The 22,257-nt window shown below is 59.9% G+C and carries 14 protein-coding genes and 3 pseudogenes; 4 read left to right on the plus strand and 13 right to left on the minus strand.

The genetic code is table 11. The features are described 5' to 3' along the window. Positions 1-61: 61 nt before the first annotated feature. Positions 62-816: pseudogene (locus R5H29_RS20200) on the minus strand (tetratricopeptide repeat protein). A gap of 148 nt (positions 817-964) precedes the next feature. Here R5H29_RS20200 and R5H29_RS20205 point away from each other — a divergent pair. Then, positions 965-1,102 (plus strand): annotated as a pseudogene (locus R5H29_RS20205) (integrase core domain-containing protein); the annotation flags it as partial. An 86-nt stretch (positions 1,103-1,188) separates the two neighbouring features. Here the strand turns inward: R5H29_RS20205 and R5H29_RS20210 are convergent. Next, on the minus strand, positions 1,189-4,233 hold the full coding sequence (locus R5H29_RS20210) for a TrlF family AAA-like ATPase (RefSeq protein ID WP_180832657.1): 3,045 nt from the start codon (positions 4,231-4,233) through the stop codon (positions 1,189-1,191). Between the two features lie 502 nt (positions 4,234-4,735). Beyond that, positions 4,736-5,505, minus strand: a pseudogene (locus tag R5H29_RS20215) (site-specific integrase); the annotation flags it as partial. Positions 5,506-5,530: 25 nt separating this feature from the next. Here R5H29_RS20215 and R5H29_RS20220 point away from each other — a divergent pair. After that, positions 5,531-6,052, plus strand: coding sequence for a zonular occludens toxin domain-containing protein (locus R5H29_RS20220; RefSeq protein ID WP_332329735.1), 522 nt, complete (start codon positions 5,531-5,533; stop codon positions 6,050-6,052). 1,767 nt (positions 6,053-7,819) lie between these two features. Here the strand turns inward: R5H29_RS20220 and R5H29_RS20225 are convergent. The 9 genes from R5H29_RS20225 to R5H29_RS20260 form a co-directional block, all read right to left on the minus strand. After that, positions 7,820-8,365 carry a hypothetical protein gene (locus R5H29_RS20225; RefSeq protein WP_126412179.1) on the minus strand — a complete coding sequence of 182 codons (546 nt, stop codon included), beginning with the start codon at positions 8,363-8,365 and terminating at the stop codon, positions 7,820-7,822. Between the two features lie 826 nt (positions 8,366-9,191). Next, a complete protein-coding gene (locus tag R5H29_RS20230; RefSeq protein ID WP_157806056.1) occupies positions 9,192-10,238 on the minus strand; it encodes an ATP-binding protein in 1,047 nt (348 codons plus the stop codon). A gap of 22 nt (positions 10,239-10,260) precedes the next feature. After that, positions 10,261-12,111: a hypothetical protein gene (locus R5H29_RS20235; protein WP_024956856.1), complete on the minus strand. Its 1,851-nt coding sequence runs from the start codon at positions 12,109-12,111 to the stop codon at positions 10,261-10,263. After that, a complete protein-coding gene (locus R5H29_RS20240) occupies positions 12,104-12,820 on the minus strand; it encodes a hypothetical protein (RefSeq protein ID WP_049401583.1) in 717 nt (238 codons plus the stop codon). Before R5H29_RS20240 ends, R5H29_RS20235 begins: the two co-directional genes overlap by 8 nt. A gap of 375 nt (positions 12,821-13,195) precedes the next feature. After that, the gene (locus R5H29_RS20245) at positions 13,196-13,519 is read right to left on the minus strand and encodes a hypothetical protein (protein WP_024956858.1); all 324 of its coding nucleotides are present in this window, start codon (positions 13,517-13,519) and stop codon (positions 13,196-13,198) included. A 720-nt stretch (positions 13,520-14,239) separates the two neighbouring features. Beyond that, a complete protein-coding gene (locus R5H29_RS20250; protein ID WP_126412177.1) occupies positions 14,240-14,479 on the minus strand; it encodes a hypothetical protein in 240 nt (79 codons plus the stop codon). A 916-nt stretch (positions 14,480-15,395) separates the two neighbouring features. Next, on the minus strand, positions 15,396-15,776 hold the full coding sequence (locus R5H29_RS23005) for a Pycsar system effector family protein (protein ID WP_353949956.1): 381 nt from the start codon (positions 15,774-15,776) through the stop codon (positions 15,396-15,398). An 88-nt stretch (positions 15,777-15,864) separates the two neighbouring features. Continuing rightward, positions 15,865-16,743 carry an E2 domain-containing protein gene (locus R5H29_RS23010; RefSeq protein ID WP_353949944.1) on the minus strand — a complete coding sequence of 293 codons (879 nt, stop codon included), beginning with the start codon at positions 16,741-16,743 and terminating at the stop codon, positions 15,865-15,867. Further along, the gene (locus R5H29_RS20260; RefSeq protein ID WP_043033494.1) at positions 16,740-18,272 is read right to left on the minus strand and encodes an adenylate/guanylate cyclase domain-containing protein; all 1,533 of its coding nucleotides are present in this window, start codon (positions 18,270-18,272) and stop codon (positions 16,740-16,742) included. The genes R5H29_RS23010 and R5H29_RS20260 overlap by 4 nt, the downstream gene beginning before the upstream one ends. Before the next feature lie 133 nt (positions 18,273-18,405). On the opposite strand from R5H29_RS20260, the gene R5H29_RS20265 reads away from it, so the two are divergent. Both R5H29_RS20265 and R5H29_RS20270 read left to right on the plus strand, forming a co-directional pair. After that, complete coding sequence (locus tag R5H29_RS20265) at positions 18,406-19,326, plus strand: TIR domain-containing protein (RefSeq protein ID WP_088428977.1); 921 nt, start codon at positions 18,406-18,408, stop codon at positions 19,324-19,326. A gap of 2 nt (positions 19,327-19,328) precedes the next feature. Next, on the plus strand, positions 19,329-20,030 hold the full coding sequence (locus R5H29_RS20270) for an adenylate/guanylate cyclase domain-containing protein (protein WP_197467664.1): 702 nt from the start codon (positions 19,329-19,331) through the stop codon (positions 20,028-20,030). Between the two features lie 168 nt (positions 20,031-20,198). Here the strand turns inward: R5H29_RS20270 and R5H29_RS20275 are convergent, their stop codons facing one another. Beyond that, positions 20,199-22,163, minus strand: coding sequence for an AAA family ATPase (locus R5H29_RS20275; RefSeq protein ID WP_024956865.1), 1,965 nt, complete (start codon positions 22,161-22,163; stop codon positions 20,199-20,201). Positions 22,164-22,257 lie beyond the last annotated feature (94 nt).

Here is a 22,257-nt window from a genome sequence, read left to right on the forward strand (position 1 = left end):
ATCCGCCCGGCGAGGCTGTGAGCGAGGCGGATGCGACAGGTTTGCCAAAGGCCGTCAGGCGTCAGTAGCCCTTCAACGCGGCTTTGGTCCGCTCCAGCCATGCGGCGTTGTGGCTGCGTGCGTGGCGCGACCAATGCTGGGCATCATCGATGATGCTGGCGAACAGGCTGCGGGCCTGCTCGCGGTCAGCGGGCTTGGGCTGCGTCATCAGCCATTCGGCGTACAGGCAGCGGGCGGCCGCGTCGTTTCCGCATTCCACGGCGCGCTCGAATGCGGCGCGGGCACCGGGGGCTTGCGCGGTTGCCAATGTCTGCGCGTACAGCAAGGTCTGTTCCGGTTTGCGGCGCACGTCCGGGTGGCGTGCGAACAGGCCGTCCAGCGTCTCCACCGCAAGCGCAGCGTGCCCGGACTCGAGGCGGGCACGGGCAAGGCCGGTCAGGATGTAGGGATCGTCGCCCAGCTTGAGCTGGCTGCCTGCTCAAGCAGGGTTCTGGCCTCCTCGGCCTGGCCGGCATCCAGCAGCGTCATGCCCAGGCGAACCCGGTTCTGCACGGTGGGCGTGCGGGCCAGTTCGGCGCGGGCATTGCGCAGGTCCTGGCCCGGGTCCATCAACTGCTTGGCGGAGCGGATGGCCTTTCGGGCGCCGCGTGAGCGACGGACTTCAGGGAAGTAGATCGCCAGGAAGTAGACGACGCTGCCGAGCAGTGGGAACGAGAAGAGCAGGATAAGCCAGTAGAGGCTCTGGCCCGAGCGGATGGCGTGCACCGCGAAGTAGATGGCGGCCAGTGCGTGGAGTCCGATTCCGATATAGGGCATGTGCGCCGCCTCGTCCTTGTGAGGGGTGGAACTATAGTGGGGGAGGGGTGGGCCGCCAATGGGCGGGGCGATTTGGCGTGACGCGTCACGTTAATTGAATTAAATCCTGCCGCGCGACTCGCGATAAGCGTGCGCTATCAAGAGTAGGGTGGCCGACGCACGAAGCAAGATCGAAGGGTGGCGGCGCTTCTATAACGAAGAACGTCCCCACAGTGCACTAGGATGGAAAACCCCGGAAGAATTCGCCATGAAACACGGGTCCCTTGCGAACTCCAGGGTGCCGTAGAACGCCGGATTTTCTACCTTGAAATGCACCGGGAATTGGGCGTGGGCCGGCCGACGCTCGCAAGGCAGCGAGCGCCGGTGCCTCCATCAATGCAGGTACTTTGCCTGCCGATTCTCAAATGCTGGAGTGGTCCCCTCAAGCACGTTGAGTACCGACCGATTCAGTTCCATGCTCTCAATCGCCCCGCTTTGATAACGCAAAGCGAAGCCGGCAGCGCGATCAAACTCCGCATGGATGATCTGCTCAGCATCACAGCACACGGCCAAGTTGGCATTGTGGGTGACCATCACGATTTGCCGAGTCTGCTTAGCCCGCTGGATGATCGGAACCAACATCGAATAGACCGTTTGGTTGTCGAGGTTCTCCTCTGGCTGATCCAGGATCAGAGGGGTGGGGTCAGTGTCGACCAGCAGGTAGAAGATCAGCAGCAATGCACCCCGTTGTCCGGGGGACATTTGCTGGATGCTTGTGCCTGCCAAGCTCAGAGAGAATTTTGCCTCCAAATTCCGAAGGTCGAACAGGGAGTCATAGAAATCCTCCACCTCAGTCTTTGCGCGAAGGATCGGCTGCAACGGCAGTTCGTTGTCGCCATTCTGCGTGATCTCGTTGCGAACGGATCGGAGGCCAGCAACAACACTTTCTGTGTCATTGAAGTCAATCGAGCGGAGGAGTCCATTGAGTTTCGATGCGCCTTCCACCTCGCCCCGGAAGCCGCCTGTGTTCTGCTTTACCTGCCCAAAGAAGCTGTCGAAGAACGCAGCCCGATCAAAGAACAGGGCGCTCTGGAACGCTACTTTGAGCTCTTCAGCTACACCAGGCACTGACCTTACAATCTCCTCAACCCCATTGAAGAGCGGTCGGCGCGAATCCGCAATCGAGAGGAGCTCTTTATGAATTTGGCGCACAATCTCGTCCTGTTTTTCCTGCAGTCCTTTGCACCGGTCGGGCAGGGTGGATAGGTCTGCAATTCTGGCCTTGTAGAACGCCACGGTGTCTGTCTGGCCATCCGTGCCAACGATCTGGGCGCGAACGCGATCCCACGTCGCGCGAGCGGTGAGGTACTCCTGGTACGCTTTGGAGGGGCCGTCCAGCTTCTCCTGAAGCTGCTTCTGCTCGGCTTCCAGTCTCTGGCGAACGGCTTGATGCTCCAGCTCGCGATTAACAAGCTGCTCAATGTGAAGCGCATCCTCTGCCGCCACTTCCCGCAGAAGCCCTGATTTCACTTCAACGGTGATCAGCGGCCGGATGTCGACAGCCACTTCTGCCAGCTCCTTTTCTAGGCTCGCCCCTAGCTGTGCGGCCAATGCGACATGGTCGTCCAGGCGCTGCGCAACGCTGACCACCTTGGTGCGGCGTGACGCAAGCATGCGCCTGGTTGCTTCGGAGTTTTGGCGCGTCGACTCTGTAGCCGCGAGCTCTTCGGCAATAGCCTTCAGCCGCTCACCTTCCGGCGATGCTTCATCCCCGCCAGCTTCAGGTTTCGGCACCTCGGCGGGCATCTTGGCGTTGTGATCGCCGAGTTCGAGCTCCTTGGATGCCAGACGCTCCCTAAGTTCATTGAGATGGCCTGCACTTGCTTGCCGCTCTAGATCAGCGAGTGCGCGATTGATCTCGCCGAGTGCAACTCGGTGCGCGCTTATGCGCTCCAGTGTGGGGCGCTCCTTGTCCGCGAGGTACTCATCCAAGCCAGCGTGCGAGCCCTTGTCAGCGCTATCCAAGTGCGAGAAAAGCACTTGCCGAATCTCTGCACTGAACTGATCGGACTGTCCGTTGATGTGATCGTTGCAGAGCATCTCGAAGTAGTCCTGCGAGATGTACTTCACGCGTTCAGGTTGATCCTCTTTGAACCTGTGGTCCAACGACACTTGCCCGACGTCGTCGTTACACCATGTCAACGCTGCATCAAATGCTGCGGCTCGTTGAGTTGCCCCGCTCTTGAAACGGTCATCGATCAGGAAGGTGAAGTATTCATGAGCTTTGGAATTTCCGGCCAAGGCCAACACTTCCGCCAAGCCGCTCTTGCCTGAGCCCTTGTTGCCGATGATCGCAACCAGATCCGGATTCAGCTCAATATCCGTGCCGTCAAACCAAGCCTCGGCGAGCGTGGCCGATGGTTTGCGCGTGACCGTCAGCCCTTTCATGAAGAGGCGGCCGTTGTCTCTCACCTGCGCCAGTTTGGGCGGAATGTCCCCGATGTAGGAGCGGAACGACGGCTCCTTGATCGCGTGGCACATTCCCTGGAAGGTTGGCTCAGCCTTGATCCACGTCTTCATGCCGTCCGGAAACACGCCGTAGTCCGCATGCTTGTGGGCATCGGTGCCGCGCACACACAAGCGCGGGCTCGACCCCAGCGCTTCCCAGAACGCATTAAAGTACTTCTCATTGGCAGCCGACCTGACGCCATGAAAGGCGTCGCGATTGCCCTGGTCCTTGCACTCGAAGATGCTCGCGGCTGTCATGTGACGCCTGACCTCCGCATAGTGCGGCCCCGACTTGATGTCTTTAAGGCCGCCATAGGTGTCCCAGGGCATCAAGAGTAGTCCACGCGAGCCCAGCGTCTCCAGCGCCTTGGACAGAGACTGAGGCGTCACCATTGCGGTTTGCCACCCGACCGTCAGAGCGTACTCAGCATCTTGGGCTACACGTGCAGGATCGAAGCCGTGAGGGGTGAGTTTGTCTGCACCCAACTCCCGAGCGTACTGCATCAGACATGCCTCGCTCAGCCCTCGTTCGCCGGCACGAAGGCTCACTTTTAGATCATTCAAAACGTCCTGGAGGACCTGCCGCTCCACCGTGGGATCGATGACCAAATGCACATTGAGCCGCTTGTCCAGCGAGCTCTCGACACGCAGTTCGATACCGGGGAAGACCTGCTTGTTCGGCAGCTCTTCTGGGTGCTGGCGCACGTGATCAGCTACCGCCAGGTAACCGTCGAATGTCCAGTAGTCCATGATCACAAAGACATCTGGTTCGGCATTCTTCAGTGAAAGGACCGTCTGTTCGACGATCGCCTGCCTAGCCTCGCCAACCGCTCCACGCAATTTGGGTGAGCCACTCCATTGATACGATGCCGGCGTATGGCAGTGGAAGTCCCATACTCTCCACAGCGCCCCTTGCGACGTACGCTCCATTACTGAACTCCCCTGTTCTCGTAGTTGTGTGTCGGTGCCAATGTATCGCGCCGCTGAATGCCAGGCAGGTGCGCCAAGACGGGCCTTCAGGGCACGCTTTTCAGATCAGTTCCTATGTTCAGCATCCGTCCCGCCAGCGCCGCATCAAGGCTGCCCAAGGCGCAGGGCAGTTCGCAGTGAAGATGGCGAGGGCAGGTCGTTGAACGATGTGGACGTCAACCGGCCGCTTGGCAGCGTGCCGGTCAAGGTCGATGGGACTGTGCCGGACGATGACCTCTCCGACAGCGACGTGGCGCTTCGTCACCAAACGCTCGAAGCCACGTCCAACGTAGTCTTGGTGCGGGAAACCAGATGGATCCACCCCCCCCCTCCTTCAGTGCGAACTCCGCGCACATGGTGCTGCGTCCGATTGTACTGCGGCACGCCTACAATCGAGCCGGCAGACCCCGGCACCCTGCAGACGGGCGCCTGCGGCGGCAACGGGTGCGCCCGCCATAGGCGATCAGCGCTCCTCCAGCAGGTGCGCGACCGGGTTTTCGGCCACACGGCCATGCTGGTAGTAGCCAATCACACTGGCCACCGAGCGGTGATCGGTCACGGCCATTAGCGCGGGCAGTGCCACGCCCTGCCTGGCGCCCTCGGTGACAAACCCCGAGCGCAGGCTGTGCCCGCCGAAATCGCCTTCAAGGCCATCCAGCGCCGCGCGGCGCGGCGCTGGATGATCAGCGCGATGGCTCGATCACTCAGCGCCGAACCGATCCGCTTTCCCCAGACCCGGCGGAACAGCGCCCCTTCGGTGAGCTGGGCGGCGTCCAGCCAGGCCTGAAGCGCGGTCGCAGCCGCGCCCAGCAGCGGCTTGTCCGGACTGTCACCGACTTTGGGGCCGCTCTGGAGAGTCTTGCCTTGGTCCAGGTGGTAGACGAATCCGCCGTCGGGCAGCTGACGCAGATGAGTCAGACTTGCCGCCGCCACCTCACTGCGACGGCGGCCGCCGCTGGCAAAGCCGAAGTAGAGCAGGGCCCGATCACGCACCCCGGCCAAATCGTCGCCGCACGTGGCCAGCAGCGCCTGCAGCTCGATCCGGGTAATTGCGGCCTTTTTGTGCGGGCGCTCGCCGCGTTTGTGCGCGCCGCGGCGGGCGCTGGCCAGCAGCTGCCGCACCTCTGCGCTGTCGATGGGGTTGGCCAGCTGCTGCAGCTGATGGACCTTGCTCAGCACCGAGACGCGATGGGTGAGGGTGGCCAGCCGCCAGGGTCTGGGCTGACTCTTCAGCTTCACCAACGTCGCCGGTGCAACCATGGAGGAGAATCCGGACGCCTTCCCATGGTTCGAAAAGCTGCCTGACCACAACGACTGGCCCCAGCTTCCCGATGGCTCCTTCGTGCTGTATGACGAAGCTCATTCGGATGGCAACACTCAGGGACTGGAACGCTATGGCAGGCTGTTCCCGTCCACCGGCAAGCCGGGTGAATCGGAACATCCACGCATTCGCTCGATGTCCACGCACCGGCATCGCGGTTTCGATCTAGCGTTCGTCACCCAGTGGCCCAGCAAGATCCACCACCAGGTGCGCAGCCTGATTGGCTCGCACACCCACATGAATCGTGCGTTTGGCATGCAGCGTTCGGGTGTTCTGACGTGGACCCGCGCGCAGGCTGATCCCTACACGAGCGCATACGCGACAAGGCCGAAGAAGAAATCTGGGTCTACCCGAAGAACCTCTATGACAGGTATCGCAGCGCAACGCTGCACACGGTCAGTCACAAGTTCAAGGTGCTTAAGCGAGTCTGGCAGGGCCTGTCAGTGGCCGTCGCCTTGATAGGCATACTGTGGTTGGGCTGGCTGTTCCTGATCAAACCCTCCAACGCACAGGCTGCGAAGAAGGAAGAGCAGGGGGCCGGAGCTTTGCCGGCGGCAGGTGCCCTGGCGCCCTTGGGCGCGGGCATGCCGGCGGCACGGCCCCTCACCCGCGAAGAATACGTGCAAAAACACAAACCACGTGTGGAGTTTCAGCCGTGGTCTGCCCCCCGCCTTCGATGATCGCACCGTGCAATCGCAACCTGAGCTGTATTGCATGGCCTCCGGCACCACCGAGCAGGACACCACCTGCACGTGTGTCACAGAGCAGGGCACCAAGGCAAAGATTTCTCTACCGGTATGCGTGGCGATCGCACGCGATGGCCCGGCCTACAACCCGTATCGCGCACCACGCCAGGAATCGGAGTCGAGTCAGGATCACCCAGATCGCGGCATCGCTCAGTCATCGCCATCCGGGACACCCGAGCCGTAACCACATGCGCTGGTTGAGGTCGGGAAACGCTCAATGGGGACGTTCCCGGAGACGCCACCTTACCCGGCGACCCTCTGATTATCGTGACGCGTCACGGGCAGCGATCTCGCGGTGAGAGAACCCAGCCTCCATCAGCAGACATTTGCCTGTACGGCTTTCCTGCAAAGCACTGGACAGTACTTTCCGGGATATCGCCACACCGAGAGCCCGGAAGGTTCTCCCAGCCCCCCTCAATTCGACGGAAGAACATTCCATTGATACAGCGCAGATTCTGCGCATTCTGGAATGGCTGTGCGTGCTGACGTTCTGGAAGCGCCGACGGCACCGGGCTATTGGCCGTCGGCAGATCAGTCCTAGCCGTCGACGGCTGCTCAGCGACCTCAATGGATCGCCGCACACCCTCAAAACGCTCACTCCAGGCACTGTTTGTGCGACCCAGCGTAAGCACGCCAATGGTTGCAAGACTCACCAGAGTCAAAAATCCGGTAATCAGCCACGGGAAATTCCAACGCTTCCGCTCAATCGGCGGAAGGTACTCAGGCCGTTTGCGTTCCATACGCCCCCCAATCACGTCCAGATTGCATTGTACTGGGGGTGTAGGGGCAGCGCCCCTACGGAAGCGCTTTACACGCGCTGACGCGGCTTCGGCCCACGACTCATGTAGACCACATTGGACGTCTCGGCGCCGGGGCCGGGATCACGCACGCCGGACCGCCGTTCTCGGCGAATTCTGAGCGCTTCGGCTAGGTAGATGACGCTGGATTTCGCCGTGGCCGAAGCTTTTCGTGCAGCTGGTCTCCGGGGAGCCGCCTCAGCCATCATCAGTCGCCATTCCCGCGCAATGTTGCAGGTCAGGGACCACCAGGTCATGTCGCATGGCTCTAGCTGATGACCTTCGGGGGTGAACATGTTGTCTGCCGCACCGAAAACGCCCGGCCTCTAACGCATTGATTGTAGAAGATATGGATGGGGTGAGCTTAGCCTCTTCCTGGCAGCTTCCGTCCACCAAAGATGCCCGATATTTCCGGAAGTCCACCAAAGATGCCCGATATTCCCGGAAGTTCACCAAAGACGCCCGGCATTTCCAGAAGTACATAAATAACGCCCAACAGTTCCGGAAGCCCATAAAACACGCCCACGACTGCCGGGGGTTCATTAGAATTGCCAATTAGCCCACGCGGCGGCAAAGCCTCCCCTTGTGTTGCGTACTCGCATGAAGGCTACTGCCGTTCGCAGTCCGGCACGAGACAGTGCCGTTGCCCCAATGATGGCAAAAATTGCTAAGAACTGCCTGCCTTAGGATTTCTGCTGGATTCTAGCTGTTTTTCGAGGTGTCACCCAGGCGACCCGGACTTCTCTCAAGGAACGGGCGGAACCCTGAAGCTCGATGACCGGATACCCACCTGAAGGCAGTACATCCTTCGGATTCAGCTTGAACACCCTTGCAAGCGTCAACGCCAAGCCTTCCTCATAAGCGGTTGCCAGAACCCACACAAGCGCGTCGACCAAGGCGGATCTTCCCTTAATGCTGTCCAATACCGAAGCGACGATTACGGAAGGGGACCTATCCGGCTTGTCGTTCGCGATACCAAAGGCCGCAGCGGCCAGCTCCAGCGCTGTGCCGCACGCTAACGTTACCATCGGGTCGACAACCGAGAGATTGAGCCAAGTCGCGCCGCTGGCAGAAACACCATAGGGAGCTAGGAACGACTCGTGCCGCTCTACCTCAGTGGGTCCTTGGGTGTCGTAGTGCGTTGAGCGGAAGCTCAGGACAGATAGGCCTTCAAGTCCGACCCTGGCGCATGCCGCTGCAGTGGCCCGCGTCAAAGCATCGTAGGCCATCAATGGGAGCGGAGCGCACATGAGGCCCGAGTTGCCGCCAATCATTGCCCAGCCCCAGAACGCCCCTGGCTCCGGATCGTCAGCGGATGGCTGGAAAGCCTCATACCTTACGTGAGCATTGCCATCGTCCTGGTGGACGGGCGGCATAGGAGTCGTTCTATCAATCAGGCGCGCCAGAGCTGAAGGCCAGCTTTGCGCATCACTGGGGAAGTGAATCACTCGGCCTGCCCGCTGGCGTGATGCCCAATGAAGGTAGTCATCCACCCACTGCGACACTTCACGAGCGGGAAATTGCCTGACGTCCAGTAGCGCTGTGTGGGCGTCGATTGGCTGAAATCCACAAGTACAAGTCCCGAGACCACCGGAGTGGTCAAAACTGGTGCCCAGCGTCCTTCCGCATGCCTCGCAGTGGCTGATGAGCTTCTCGCCATGCCAAGGGCACGCAGAGATGGAAGGAAGGAGAAATAGTGAACAATGGTAGCCGTGAAGTGCGCATGCGGGGCACCGCATATATGGAAGCTCACTACCCGCGAGAAGTCGAAGTGATTGAACTGGAAGCCACGCGGCCGGATTCCATAGATTCTTCGTTGTGACGTCACGGACTTCGATGGCTGACGCAAAAGTATCCTGCACCCGGCCCGGCAGAAGCAAAGGGCGGAGCATGGAGCGCCCAGTCTTACGCCTCACCCCCATGATCATGAGTTGCTCACTTGTTGGCATGCCCAGTGCAACGATCCGCTGCAGCACGCCGTAGCCCGATATGTATGGATAGAACTCATGCTCTGCGCCGACAATCCGAGGCGTAGAAGGATTTACGGCGCGAGAGCTATTCATTGCTTCCCCCTACCTGGTTTGCCGTATTCTGTATCTTCTCAATGATGGCGATTGCCTTGTCGGACATCTTCTCGCGCATGCGAATGAACTCGGTTCGCAGGTACCCGACATGCACAAGCGCAGCACGGACGTCAGATGGAGTGAAGCGTTCGAAACTCTGCTGAAACCAAGCGTTCGTTAGCAGATTCCGCACGGTCGATGTGAAGGAGCACATCGGCCAGCCACTATGTTCGGGAAGTCCCACCTCCCTCCGGAGGGCGGACACAGCATCGCAAATCATCTCCGTTTCAGATTCCAGCCGCCATCCGCGATCAAATGCGTCGGTGGCGAAGTATCTAGAAAATGGCATGTCCTCTGTCGGCCACCATGCTGCGCCGTCGTAGCGCGACAGGGCATGCCTGACCTCATCTCGCGCCGCAAGAGGAAGAAATGGGGCTGAGTCCAGAAACCACCGGCGAACAACATGTGACGGATGGTGCTGCCACATGTCGCCAAGCTCGATGCCCTGCTGGTCACTTTGGTACACAAAGACCAAAAAGAGAGTAAGCTTGTCCTTGCTCATCAAGTTATCAAGATCTTCTAAGCACTGAAACTCAAGATTGGTGAGCCGTTGAGCACTGTCGATGAACAATACGTACCTGCGTACGTCGGCGTGCCCACACGCGGCGCGCATGTGATTGTGTATTCGTGCCCTCAGCTCGTGAGGCCTGGCCGATGACCAGCGCGGCATTCCCAGTTGATGTGAAAGCGCGTGCCAGAAGCTCAGCGGGCTCCTGCATGCATCTGAGGTTGCGACGATTGCCCTGGCCACACCTGCGCGGCGTCCGTCCTCCACGAGCCAGCGCCAGTCGGTTTCGACTAGATAGTCTTGCGCCGTGGATTTGCCAACCCCGCTCTCTGAATAAAGAGAGCACCCATGATGACCCTGCTGAATGTTGTACAGAACGAAATCCGCCATGCGTTCGACAGGCTTCGTGTTGATACGGTAGCCAGACTCAATGAAAAGTGGATGGTCGGGGTCAAGGCGACGGACGGCCATGATGGCCTCCGCAAGGTCCGATCTAGTCATCAAGATTCACCTTGCCTCCCCGGGGGACTCTTACCGGGATGTGAGCTGGCTGGGACCGAATGTCGGGCAGACGGCCGAAGTGCAACTGCTGCAAGCGCGCAAGTTGGTCGACTGCGGGTTGGGACGTGTCTGCAGTAGATCGAAGATGCGCTATGAAGGCTTCAATTGCACACTCCACGCCAGCGATTGAGAAATCACTGCGCTGTTTGGACCAACGACAGATGATCCTTCGCGTCCTCTCGTCATGCGGCGCGCGCGACCAAGGCGCTCGCGCGGTAGCCACTCCGAATGGCACGGTGGCACTTTGAAGTAGCACGATTGAACGAAGATCGCGCCTATTCACGCGCGCAAGAATCCTGGTGCCAATCAGTCCCCATTTATCGTTAAGGGAAGGGGATCGGTAGTCCGCATACAAGTAGGTGACATGGGGCAACTCCCCATTATCCTTGTTGCCTTTTACGGGCAGGCTTACGATTGTCGAAGCCATATCTGCAGCATCCAGGCCACAGGTTTCCGGCGCAAACGCAAACGCTGACTCTTTGCGATTCGTGAGATACGCTAGCGGCGTCATCTGTCCGAGTGCGGAGTGAGGCGTCGCGTTGTAGTTGGCTATGATGACGTCCAGGAGCTCCTCGAGAAGGTGCATCTGGATGGGATGGGCATCCGGAGAGAAGTTGCTGATCCTGATCTTGTTTTCCCCCAGCCGTTTGGCGGGCTCAAAACCGCCGGGGATCTTACGCAGCGCACCACGTTCCAAGCGCGAGAAGAATTGCTCTACAATGGGTCGTGAGCGCGGTGTGTGCGACTTTCCGAAGATCATCACACCTCCCCGAGCCCTGCAGAATGCTGCTTCGAGTGCATGGGCCGAGTGCGCAAGGAAGTTGTCCAGTGCGACAGCGGCCGAGCGCGTGACTATCGGCGTTGCTGCCTGATAGACGGGCATTCCAGCGCCAGGTGCGTAGAAGAGGTCCGGGATCGTCAGGTCCCTGGGAGCCCAGGGTTCCATTGACTTGGACAAGCAGAGCGCTACATCAAGATTGTCATAGCTCTGGCCGACACAGAGAAGCCATCCCGTTACCGCCCTGGATTCAGTCTCTATTTCGATGAGAAGCCATAGCCGTGACACTTTGCGCGTAACACGCGCGCCATTGGGCATATCGATGGAGATCTTGCATTCAACATCGATTTGGTGCGCGTCAAACTCCGTTCTGGCGAACAGGCCCATCCGTACTGCTTGCTCCAAAGCGACAGGAGCGTTCGATGCCGATTGAGGTTCATAAAGGTCCACGTCGGCTACTGCCGACTGCCGCCGCTTGAGCAAAGCAAGCAGCGAGCGCTTCCCCTTGCCAGGATCGTTCAGGGGGAATTTGTCCTCCAGGTTGTGCTGCTTCAGCTCCGCAAGGACTCGTTGGTGCAATTTTACGAACGCGCTTGGAGGGCGGCCCGGCGGCAGATGGGTTGCAAAGCCATCGATCAAGGCTTTAACACTTGGCACAGCTTCGGAGACTTTGTGCCACGCAAATCTTCCTGGAACCAGCGGCAATTCCGCGGGTTCGAAGGAAAGCTCAGTCGAGTAACTGCCCCATGGAATGCATACGCGAAATCCGTGCGGCATGCCATCGTGGGCTATCGTGGGCGCTTTCATTGCCATGCGCTTCAGGCGTTTGTGGCAGATTCCATATCTCCGGGATATAGCGGTGATGGTGGAACGGCCCAGAAGCAAGGCGGTGAGTGCTTCCTTGGCCACGCGGAACTTGGAGAGATGATCTGGTGCAATATCAACCGGATGTGGGGAGTACCACTCGTCGAGTGTCGCCTGATCATAGATTTCGTACCTAGCCATGACGCACCTCCACGAGGGCATCCGGATCCCCTGGGCGATAGTCCACGAGTTGTACGCGGCCGGTGTAGACGAGGCTTGCCACTGCGCAAGCCACTGCGAACCGGGCCTGGCCCGTCTGCAGTTGTAATGCGCTCATGGTGAGGCGCTCAACGTTCTGGAGCATGTCCTCAATCCTCACTTCCAACTGCCTGGCCCCCGCGATCTTTGCATTGGCCCAGACAAGCGGAAGTAGTTCGTAGGCAACAGCGACCTCGCTGGCGCGAGATGCCAGAGAGTTTTCGTGGACAAGTCGCAATACGAGCCCTTGATTCAAGGCCATGTGGATGAGCTCGTCATCTGCGGGAAGCTTGACTAAGCCAACGCTCAGTGAAGCCACCCGTTTTGTAGGGATTACAAACTGGTAGTGCTGGGTGCCATCCCTCCGCCCGACCCAGAAGCTCAACTCAAGGTCGCGCTTCTCGCCTACCGTGATTCGACGCGGCCTCTCAACATACATCTCCACCTGGGGGTCAAATTCGAGCATCAGCGCCTGGCAAAAGTTGACCAGGTCGGCCACCGTTACGGTCCGCCCATTCTTCGGGGACTGAAATACAAAGATTTCGCGGCGGTCGCGCTTGCCGCGTGCTAGCTCGAGAGGGGAATGGGGCAGATGCCCCTCACGGCGGTCTTCGTCCGTCGGTTTGGCGGTCGCGCTTTTTCCTGCGGTCATCATCCTGCTCCTCAGCCGTCGGCTTGCGAACGTCTGCCCGGTCTCGAGATTGGAACAAGGTGCCCATTCAGGTTCGCCTCCGCCATATGAGATGGGGAGGAAATGGGCGCACCCCTCCGCGCGAACGGGAAGTCGCTTGACTTTGTCAAGGAAAAGGGTGAGCCTCAGGGTACAGGCTGAGTTTCACCACCATCTGCTCCAACAGATGTCACTTGCCCCCGCGCCAACGGGGGCAAGTCATTTCCAGGGTTCGGAGATGTTAGTTTCCGGCTCTTGGTACTCTCCTCGGCGCTCGGCGAGCGCATCTTCGGGGACGTCTTGAGTCTGTTCTTGAAACGCTACAAGCCCGGCCCCTTGAGTTTGGGTTGTGGGGCGTCATTCCTGGTTGGGCTTCAGAGCAGCCGCTTCATCTTGCGGGGTGCCAGATACTGCCGGCGGACTGATTGCGGCCCTCAGCCCAACCATCCAGTCGGCGATGTCCATCGCAAAGGCAAATTTGCCGCGGCGGCCGGGCACTTTGAATATCTTCACGGGCAAGGTTCCGCGTGCCTCTGCTTGGCGGAGCGCGTGGCTGGAGCGATAGCCAAGAGCTCGCGGCAAGTTTTCATAGCCGATGAGAGGCCCGAAATGAAAGGTCAATTCTCTTTCGATCTCACGGCGTTCCGGGGCCAGGATTGATTCGTTGGTCCGCTCCGTCATGGCGTGGTCACACCCCGTCGCTTGTGTCCTCCTGATTCTGCCCCTCTAATACGGATGGTGGAAGGAGTAACAAACTCGCGTTTCGTTACCCATCAAAGGTGAATGGGGAGGGGCACGGCCATGGCGCTCAAAGAGATACCCTTTTACGGCGAGGCGCGACTTGCCCGCATGCGTGCAAGCACGAGCATACTTCCCGCCAACCGAGCCGTGCCGTACTGCCTGCGATCACTCAGTGTCGGATTGTGGTTTGAATGCTTGCGAAGCCGAATGGGCCTATCCAGCGCATACGCGCTCGGACAGTCGATATCCCCGGAGCGTCCCGGCTGCCACTCCAATGTGTGGGTGAAATATGCCCATGCGGAACACGTCCCGTCCCAGGCGACGCAGGCAGCAGCCGAGGCGCGCTATCCCGGCTCCCGCATGGTTCTATGTTCACCGGTCTGGGCCGCTCTGAATGTCCACGAGGCACTTGGCGGTTGTGGAGAATCAATACTCATGTCGCTCAGTGCACCTGTGCAACTGGAAGTGTTCAGCGGAGCGAGCTTGCGAGCCGGCATGTTTGTCCGCCGAGACCGTCGGTTACGAGAGATCACCGAGGGCTTGTGCGGGCTGGGCACTCTGGATAGCCTGGCGGCACTAGTGGTGATGTTGAGGGTCGCCCATGAGCAGGGCAGACGGCATGACTGCTTTGCCTTGGGGCGTGCACTGCACGATTGCCTGCTACTGGTGGGGCAGGATAGTCCCATCCAGCTTATTGCCGAAGAGCTGTTCTGGTACTTCAGCCATTTCGTGCTTCCTTTCACAGGGTGCCGGGGTGTTCGGATTGCATCGTCGCGACGCCGCTTGCTCCTGCAGCATGAGGTTCTCTCCCGCCTCGTACTTGAGCTTGAAGACAGCGGGTTCGACTATCTCCCAGGCATGCGTCACCCGCTCTTGCGGGTAGTCCGCAATCAGCAGCATGCTCCGTCTTCGCGCTTCTTCTCGCCCGGCGTCGGACCCTGCAGCGCAACATCGCGGCAGATGGCGCGGTAGCGCTATCAATACAGAGTCTTGTTGAGACGAGGAGGCATCCAGGATGGTGAGCGCAGAGACTAAAGGCTCGACCGATTACGAAATGAGCCGCTTGTGGTGGGCGGCACGGCTGTCGCAGTCGAGTAGAGGCTCAAGATGATTGCCTATCTTGGTTGGGGGTCGCTGGTATGGCAACCCGACGGTCTACCGGTTCGTGGACAGTGGCTGGCAGACGGGCCAACGGTTTGCGTAGAGTTTTTAAGGCAATCCGGCAATGGACGGCTTACGTTGGTCATGCATGCGGCCGCGTCTGCTGTCACCTCCTTCTGGGTTGAGGCTGGTACCGACGACGAGGGCGACGCCAAGCGAGCCTTGCGTGAGCGGGAAGCCATTCCCTCAAAGAACATGGAGCGACACTTGGGGGTCTGGACACATGGCTGTCCAGCACCGGCGAGTATTCCTGGGCTCGCTGACTGGGCCGCTGCTCGCGGGATTACCACTGTGCTATGGACGGCGCTGCCACCGAAGTTCAACGGGGAAAATCAACGCGTCCCATCAGTGGAAGAAGCAGTTGCCTACCTCGCAAGCCTCTCAGGGCAAACTGCGACGCTCGCAGAAGAGTACGTCCGGCGAGCCCCGCCCCAGATTGACACCGTCTATCGTCGTGAGTTTGCTGCACGTCTAGGCTGGCATCCCCTTCCGAAAGGGAGCTAACTGCGACGTGCGTGTGATAGCCGATGGCCAAACTCCGGCAATGGCCAGCACCGTTTCTCACCTTGGGCCGACTTGGGCCGGAAGGCCCGGCCCTGTCAGCGCTGCCCGGGGCTCCGGCTCAACAACTGGATGAGCAGAAGCCACTTGTGTGTCACTTTGCCGGCGGAGGCAGCACAACGATGAGTGCCATCCATGGGGCGATTGCCAGAACAGTGGCAATGTACGCGTACTTCAAACAGCTGAATTTTGACGAGAGAATCTTGGAATTGCGCCAACATTGACCCAGGAGGTCTTCCTCGAACTCCATCAGCGTACGCTCCGCGCACTTCTGCAAGAACTCGTGCTCGGCCATGCTCGACACCCGTTCAAAGAAGATGAGCGAATTTGACCCGCCTCGCAGTTCCGGAAAATATCCGTACCACAGGTGCCAGAAGCTAACAGTAAGCGGTGTAAGGAACAAAACGCCCACAACCGAGATCAGGGCCGTTAGTTCATCAAGTTTCGGCAGCCGCGTCGCGATCATGGCAAGCATGCCCAGGTTGATACCCAGGCCGACCGAGAGTTTTGTGTCTACACGGGAGAAGAAGCCCAAGACCAAATTCAGCTGCTGCCAAGCGGCACTAACGCGGTCGCTTTGATTTGGCGGGTGGCCGCCAGAATTTTGAGGTTCTTGCACGGGGTGAGTTCTCTGTCTTGAGGGATACGGTTTGTGTTCGTTTGATGGCAGATCGAAGACCGCAGATGTCCAGCGTTCCGCAGCAGCGCGCTCCTGCAGCCGCACAATCCTCGAGGAAAGCTGTGTCGGCCAGCGCACATCGGTGCTGTTCCAAGATGAAAGTGACCAGGGCCGCAGCGTGGTCGCCACATGCAGTGATCGCACCGTCAGGATCGCGGCCACATGGGCAGACTGGGGGTCTCCCGACCAAGGTTTCAGTGCGCGTCGACACCCGAGCAAGGAGTAGTTTGCCGTGCCAGAGCTCGAGCCTCCGCTTCTGAGGGCGCGAATCCTTGCGGACCATGAACTGCCCCGCGAGCACATCTGCCTTGAATGCCGGACCCAGTCGTTCGGCTGCCTGCTCAGCATTGGCCTGATGCTGCGCAGCACGACCGTGCGCGCGGCCGTTCTCCGCTCCAGGAAAGACCCGGCGGGCGTTCGCGCCGATCTGGTAGGTCAGGTACTGGTAGACCGTGGCCCACCAATGCCTCGCTGCTGCTTCGTCTTGGATCCGGCTCGGATTGTCTTCTCCCCAGCCGAGGCAGAAGCTACGGTCACCGTTGATATGCCGATCGGGACAGAACCCCGGCAGCATGCCGGGGTCGGCGATCTCGCGCACTGAGACGTGCTCGCCTGCAACGGAGACGAGCAATCTAAATGCGTACTCGGCTCCGCCGGCCCGAACCACTGTGATCCCAACCAGCCCCCCGACAGGGTCTACGATCAACGTGGCACCGTAGTCCGGTGCCACGCGCTGCAGCAGCTCCAAAGGCCTTGGCGTCACGTCGCGGCCACATGAGGACGGATCGGCTGCGCGAGCGCAGGAGCCACTGCGGGTGCCACTTCAGCGTAGTGTGCCTCCAGTGTTGCCTTCGCCACGCGGTCCCCGGATGCGGCGAGTTCCTCCACCGCTGCGGCATAGTCTAGGTTCGCCGCCTTTCGCTTGTCGGTAAAGACGGTCCGTATCGCGGCGCTGGCGGCCTTGTAGGCATTTTCACCAATGGCCGTCTCCACACCGTCGCAGAGTCGTTGTTGGGCTTCAGATTCCAACACCGCTCGCCCCGTGGCACACCGCAGAAGGCTCCCCTTCATGCCCAGGCGGGAAATGGCAAGGGGGCCAAGTTCGAAGCCAATGGCCAATCCCAGCTCTGCCACTTCCGCGCCTTCGGCGCTCAGTTGCTCTAGGGCAGTGGAGAAACTGCTGCGCAATGCACCCGCGCACTGGGCAGCGGTGCTGACCGTGTCCTGCGCATCTGTCGTCTGTGACGTGCCCTCCAGCAGCACCCCATGAAGGCAGTCGCCAATAAAACGGACACGACGCCCTCCAAAATCCTCGTGTACGACCGCATCCAGCTCAGAGCGCAATACGTGCAGTGTTCGAACCAGATGTTCGGGATCCTCCTCTAAGTGCTTGTCCACGAAGTCGGTGAATCCGTCAATGTCGGCATAGATCGAAACGCCATCAAATCGCCTTGAGTTCGCCGCGCTGAGCAGGGAGAAGTCCAGATCAGAAAGCGGAGGCGTCGGTCGACTGAACTTGAATTCGCCGATAGGGAGCTCGGCCTGTTCATCTTTCCAGAGTTCGATGATGCGCGACTTGGAAATGCCGAGTGCAGCGGCCTCGACGCATGCGGAAATCTGAGCATCGGTCAGCGAAGTGGTGCGGTCCTTGTTGCCGGTCAAGGTAGGCAGTTCAAGCACGGCACGTGCGCCGTGCGTCAGGTAGATGCCTTCAGCCCCTCCATGCCCGGCACACTTGGCCGCCTGATTGGCTGGGGAGCCTAAGAAAAGAGGTTCTCGGCTGGCGCGACGACCATTGTTGACGGCCAACGCCATCCCGCTGTCAATGCCGACACGAACCTGGGCATTGGGGATGTGCGCGTCCGAGTCGCCCGTTTCAGCCAGCACATCGATGGCGAGCTGGGCGATCGCAACCGCGCGCTCGATCCGGGCGCGTTCGTTGGCATCGCCGTACGGCTTGGTCACAACCGCATGCAGCCGCTGGTTGTGAAAGTCCACACGGATGGCATCACTTTCAACGAGGATGCGATGGACGGCGCGGTAGTGCTGATTCAGGAATCGAAGGGCCCGCTTGTGGCAGGTTTCGCCTTCGATGTCAGTGCAGCTAAGCATGTCCGCCAGATTGACGATGTCGATGTAGACATGCGCCCCTTGGACGCGATAGGCGCGATTGACTGGAATATCCACCAGCGAGGTTTCCCGCTTGTAATCGCGGATGTCCACGTCGCGGACTTCGGCGTAACGGGTGGCAATGCGCTTCTTGGTGCGATCTTTTTTCCAGCTGTGTCCCATCGTGCTACTCCCTGCGCCCAAGAGGAGGCCAGGCCGGGCGGGTCGCGTCGCCTACGGCGTGGCTGGCAGCCGGATTCATTCCAGCTCCTTTGGGCGTATATTGGGACCCAGTTCACACTTTCAAGGGGGCAGTATGGGGACTGGGATCGTCGAGCGCCTCGCGGCGGATGATGGCAGGCGACTGATCGCCGCCTTGGCTGAGTTCCGCCTGCTGGCCGGCTTGGACGCGGCCGCAGCCCAGCTGGCACAGGCCGGGGAATTGCTCGACGTGGGGACAGGGCAGGCCTTTATCACTCAGGGCGCCCCAGAGACCGACGTTTTCTTCATTGTCTCCGGCTCCGTGGACGTGCTGGTCAACGGCAAAGTGGTTAATACCCGAAGGGCTGGGGACCACGTCGGCGAAATGGCAGCCATCGAACCGGCGCAACTGCGGGCGGCAACTGTTACTGCACGCGAGCCGACCGTAGTGCTAAAGGTGCCGGAAATCGATTTCAGCAGGATTGCGGATTCACACCCCGTCATCTGGCGGCGGCTGGCCGCGACCCTTTCGCGCCGTCTAAAAGAGCGCAATCACATGATTACCCAACCTCGCGGACAGGTCCGGGTCTTTGTGATGTCGTCGGTGGAGGCGCTCCCTGTCACGCGGTTGCTGGTACAGCACTTCGAGCACGACCCGTTCCTGACGGTGGTATGGGACCACGGGGTGTTCCGCGCCGCCAACTACACACTTGACGAGCTCGAGCGCCAGCTGGAACAGGCAGACTTTGCCATTGCCGTGGCCCACGCGGATGACATGGTCATCAGCCGCGGTGACGAGTGGCCTGTCATGCGCGACAACGTCGTCTTTGAACTGGGTATGTTCATTGGATTCCTGGGGCGTCGGCGCGCCTTCTTGATGGAGCCGCGCGAAGACAAGCTGAAGCTTCCCAGTGATCTCACGGGGCTCACGACCGTCCCCTACCGATACACCCCTGGCCCGGACGCCCGGGCTTTGATTGCACCGGCATGCGAACAAATTCGCTCCCGCATTCTCGAAGCTGGGCCGAGGGACTGACGGTGGCACTGCTGGAAGAGATGACGGCCGCCGTGCAGGCGATAGCACAAACCCGATGGTCTACACGGAGAGGTCAAGTTGTACCCGATCCAGAAGATGTGCGATTGGGCAATGACGCAGTGGAGTTTGATCGTGCCACTGTTTTGTACGCGGACCTGAACGGCTCAACGAATATGGTCGACACCGAAGCCTGGCAGTTGAGTGCAGAGATCTACAAAGCGTTCCTGCACTGTGCAGCGACGATCATCAGGAAAGAGGGCGGCAAGATCACCTCCTACGACGGAGATCGTGTCATGGGCATCTGGGTGGGTGACCGGCAAGCCACGCCGGCGGCTAAGGCCGGGTTGAAAATCAACTATGCGGTCAAGATGATCGTCATGCCAGCGTTGAAACAGCAGTACCCCGACTGGACAGGTACCGTGAGGCATGTCGTCGGAATCGACAGCAGCCCAATCCGAGCTGCTCGCACGGGTATTCGAGGCGGCAACGACATCGTCTGGGTTGGACGCGCGGCCAATCATGCGGCCAAGCTCACGGACCTGGACCTTGCCCCGTCAACCTGGATTACCGATGAGGTGTTCATCCGGTTGGCTGATGAGTTGAAGTACGGTGGAACGCCGCCGACTCTGATGTGGGAGGCGTTCCGCTGGAACCGGCAGGGTGGTCGCCGCATTCACGGATCAGACTGGGCTTGGCGCGTCTAAAGCGCCCTCTGCGGACCCGGCATTCGCAGGGCCAGCATGGCAGGGAAAGGGCGCACTGTTAGAGGCCGATTTCATGGCGCGGGAGTCAGGCAGCCGAGTCCTGCCCTCCGATGAGTGCGCGCCGGGAGAGGAACCCGCTGCCATTGCGGAGCTCTGGCAGAGGTTCATCTACGCACCGGCCCCTAGCGCCGCATTGATCTCAGCGAAGGCCTTCTCAAAGCGCTCCAGCGTTTCATTGATGGCCGTAGTTTCCGCGGCCAGCACGTGCTGATTCTGGATGAGCCAGTTGGCGGGAGTGAAATGATCCAGGGGCGGAACGGAAGCCCCCATGACATTAAACAGTGCTTCGGCCTGTTTGACCTGGCGCGTCAGGGCACCGTCTTGGCTGAACTGCCGGGCGGAAATTTGCCCTTTTCCCTTCAGACCGTAGGCACCGTTGAGGATGTCGGCGAAGACGGCGGGTGCGAAGAAGTCCTCAATGTCGCTCTCCGCCTTTCCGGTGAAATCCGTGGCTACCAAGACGCCGGAAGTCTTCATGATCTGAGACTCCCTCAGCCGCTGCACCTTGCCTTTATCGCCATTGCCGTAGTCACACAAGGCGACCATGTGGATGCCCTTGCCAGAGAAGAGCGAGGCGAACGATTGCACTTTGTCTATGCCGCCTGTGGGGCAGATCACCCACCGGCTGTCCAAGCCTTGGCGCTTGCGTTGCTTGAGCGCGTGCGATGCCGCCTGAAGATAGAGCACATCCGAAGGTCCTTCGACCAACAGGGTATGCGCTCCCACAAACAGGCTTTGGGTAACCTCGTAACCGAGATGGGCCTGAAGGGGGAACAGCGTGTCCTGATCGACGCTCAGGACGTCCGCGGAGACCTGTGTGCCCTTAACGGTGGGGCGGCGACGCTGGTCGTAGGTGACAACGTCCTCGACGACGCGAACGTCCGCAAGACGATCGGCCGGCACCATAAAGGGCGAGTGGGTGCTGTAGATGACCTGGTGGTCGGGGAGTAGACGCTCAATGATGTAGCGGAGCAGATCAGCTTGCGCCTTTCCATGTAGCGTCAATCCAGGCTCATCCAGAAGGATGATCGCACCGGGGTTCCTCTTTCGCATCTGCTTGAACTGCGACAGGAAGGAGAAGAACCAGACGAATCCGGCGCTGCGCTCAGACAGGGGCACCGAAACCTTGTGGTTGTCATTCCGAATGCGGATTTTGGCAACAGTCCCGCTATTGAAGGGGGCGGGATCCTCGGAGAGGCCTTGGGCAAGCGCTATCTCTACACTGAGCGCGTCGTTCTGACTCCAAAACTCGAAGATCTCATCGGTAATTTCATTGGAGGCGGCTTGGCAACGTGCGTTGAGCTCTTCCAGGCGTGTGCTGGACTGCAATTCGCTGACCGACGTCCCGGCGTACTCGAGGAAGTCGAGGAAAATCTGGTCACCCGGGGAGATCGTCGCGCCGCTTTGGGTGTCACGAGACAGCTTGTCCAGCGATATCTCCCCGGACATGCGATCAAAGTGAGAGGTATAGAAGAACGCCGGCATCCTTTTCTGCAGGATATCGATGGCCGCCAGCACTGGTTTCCCCTTGCGGAAGCCGCTGATGGACCGCTTGACCGCCTGCAATTGGTCAGACGGCTCGGGGTGCGCATCTATCTCGACCACGAGTCGATCCAGCAATATCTTGGAAAACTTCTCCCGCTCTTCGCCTGCCACACCGTGCTGGTCGAGCAGAAACGCGCGCACCACGTTGGGATCGACGTGAATGCTCCAAGTGCTGTGGCCACTGTAATCTGTCGTTACGTCAACGGTCGTACTACTTAACGCGCCGGCACCCAGGACGTCGGCGACCGCCTTTTGGTCTTCGTGGCTGAGCTCCCAGGTCAGGGTGGCAACCGGTGCGGGTTCGTCGTCGTGGCGTTCCTCATACCGCGTGAGGAAGCGGCGGGGGTAATCGCGCACCGTGTCGTAAGCAAACTGGTCGGCGATGGGACGGGTACCAAACAACGCCGTCAGAATTGCAGTCTTGCCCGCCTCGTTCTTACCGACCAAGCAGGTCAGCTCTCCGACATCGAACGTTCCGGAATCCTCTGCAGAACGGAAGTTTCGGATCCGTGCCTTGACTAGCTTCATGCTGCCCCCTGATTCCTGCCGTGGATGGTGCGCGTCTTGTGCAGGATAGGGCCCGAGCGGGGCACATTCAACGCGCACTGCTGGCAGCTCGGGC

The sequence above is a fragment of the Stenotrophomonas sp. A3_2 genome (genome assembly GCF_036624925.1).
Classification (GTDB): Bacteria; Pseudomonadota; Gammaproteobacteria; order Xanthomonadales; family Xanthomonadaceae; genus Stenotrophomonas; species Stenotrophomonas hibiscicola.

Bases quoted from the DNA above. Each gene is read 5' to 3' on its own strand.
- R5H29_RS20210 (WP_180832657.1), bottom strand. From the start codon at position 4,233: ATGGAGCGTACGTCGCAAGGGGCGCTGTGGAGAGTATGGGACTTCCAC.
- R5H29_RS20220 (WP_332329735.1), top strand. From the start codon at position 5,531: ATGGAGGAGAATCCGGACGCCTTCCCATGGTTCGAAAAGCTGCCTGAC.
- R5H29_RS20225 (WP_126412179.1), bottom strand. From the start codon at position 8,365: ATGGCCTACGATGCTTTGACGCGGGCCACTGCAGCGGCATGCGCCAGG.
- R5H29_RS20230 (WP_157806056.1), bottom strand. From the start codon at position 10,238: ATGGCCGTCCGTCGCCTTGACCCCGACCATCCACTTTTCATTGAGTCT.
- R5H29_RS20235 (WP_024956856.1), bottom strand. From the start codon at position 12,111: ATGGCTAGGTACGAAATCTATGATCAGGCGACACTCGACGAGTGGTAC.
- R5H29_RS20240 (WP_049401583.1), bottom strand. From the start codon at position 12,820: ATGACCGCAGGAAAAAGCGCGACCGCCAAACCGACGGACGAAGACCGC.
- R5H29_RS20245 (WP_024956858.1), bottom strand. From the start codon at position 13,519: ATGACGGAGCGGACCAACGAATCAATCCTGGCCCCGGAACGCCGTGAG.
- R5H29_RS20250 (WP_126412177.1), bottom strand. From the start codon at position 14,479: ATGCTGCTGATTGCGGACTACCCGCAAGAGCGGGTGACGCATGCCTGG.
- R5H29_RS23005 (WP_353949956.1), bottom strand. From the start codon at position 15,776: ATGCTTGCCATGATCGCGACGCGGCTGCCGAAACTTGATGAACTAACG.
- R5H29_RS20260 (WP_043033494.1), bottom strand. From the start codon at position 18,272: ATGGGACACAGCTGGAAAAAAGATCGCACCAAGAAGCGCATTGCCACC.
- R5H29_RS20265 (WP_088428977.1), top strand. From the start codon at position 18,406: ATGGGGACTGGGATCGTCGAGCGCCTCGCGGCGGATGATGGCAGGCGA.
- R5H29_RS20275 (WP_024956865.1), bottom strand. From the start codon at position 22,163: ATGAAGCTAGTCAAGGCACGGATCCGAAACTTCCGTTCTGCAGAGGAT.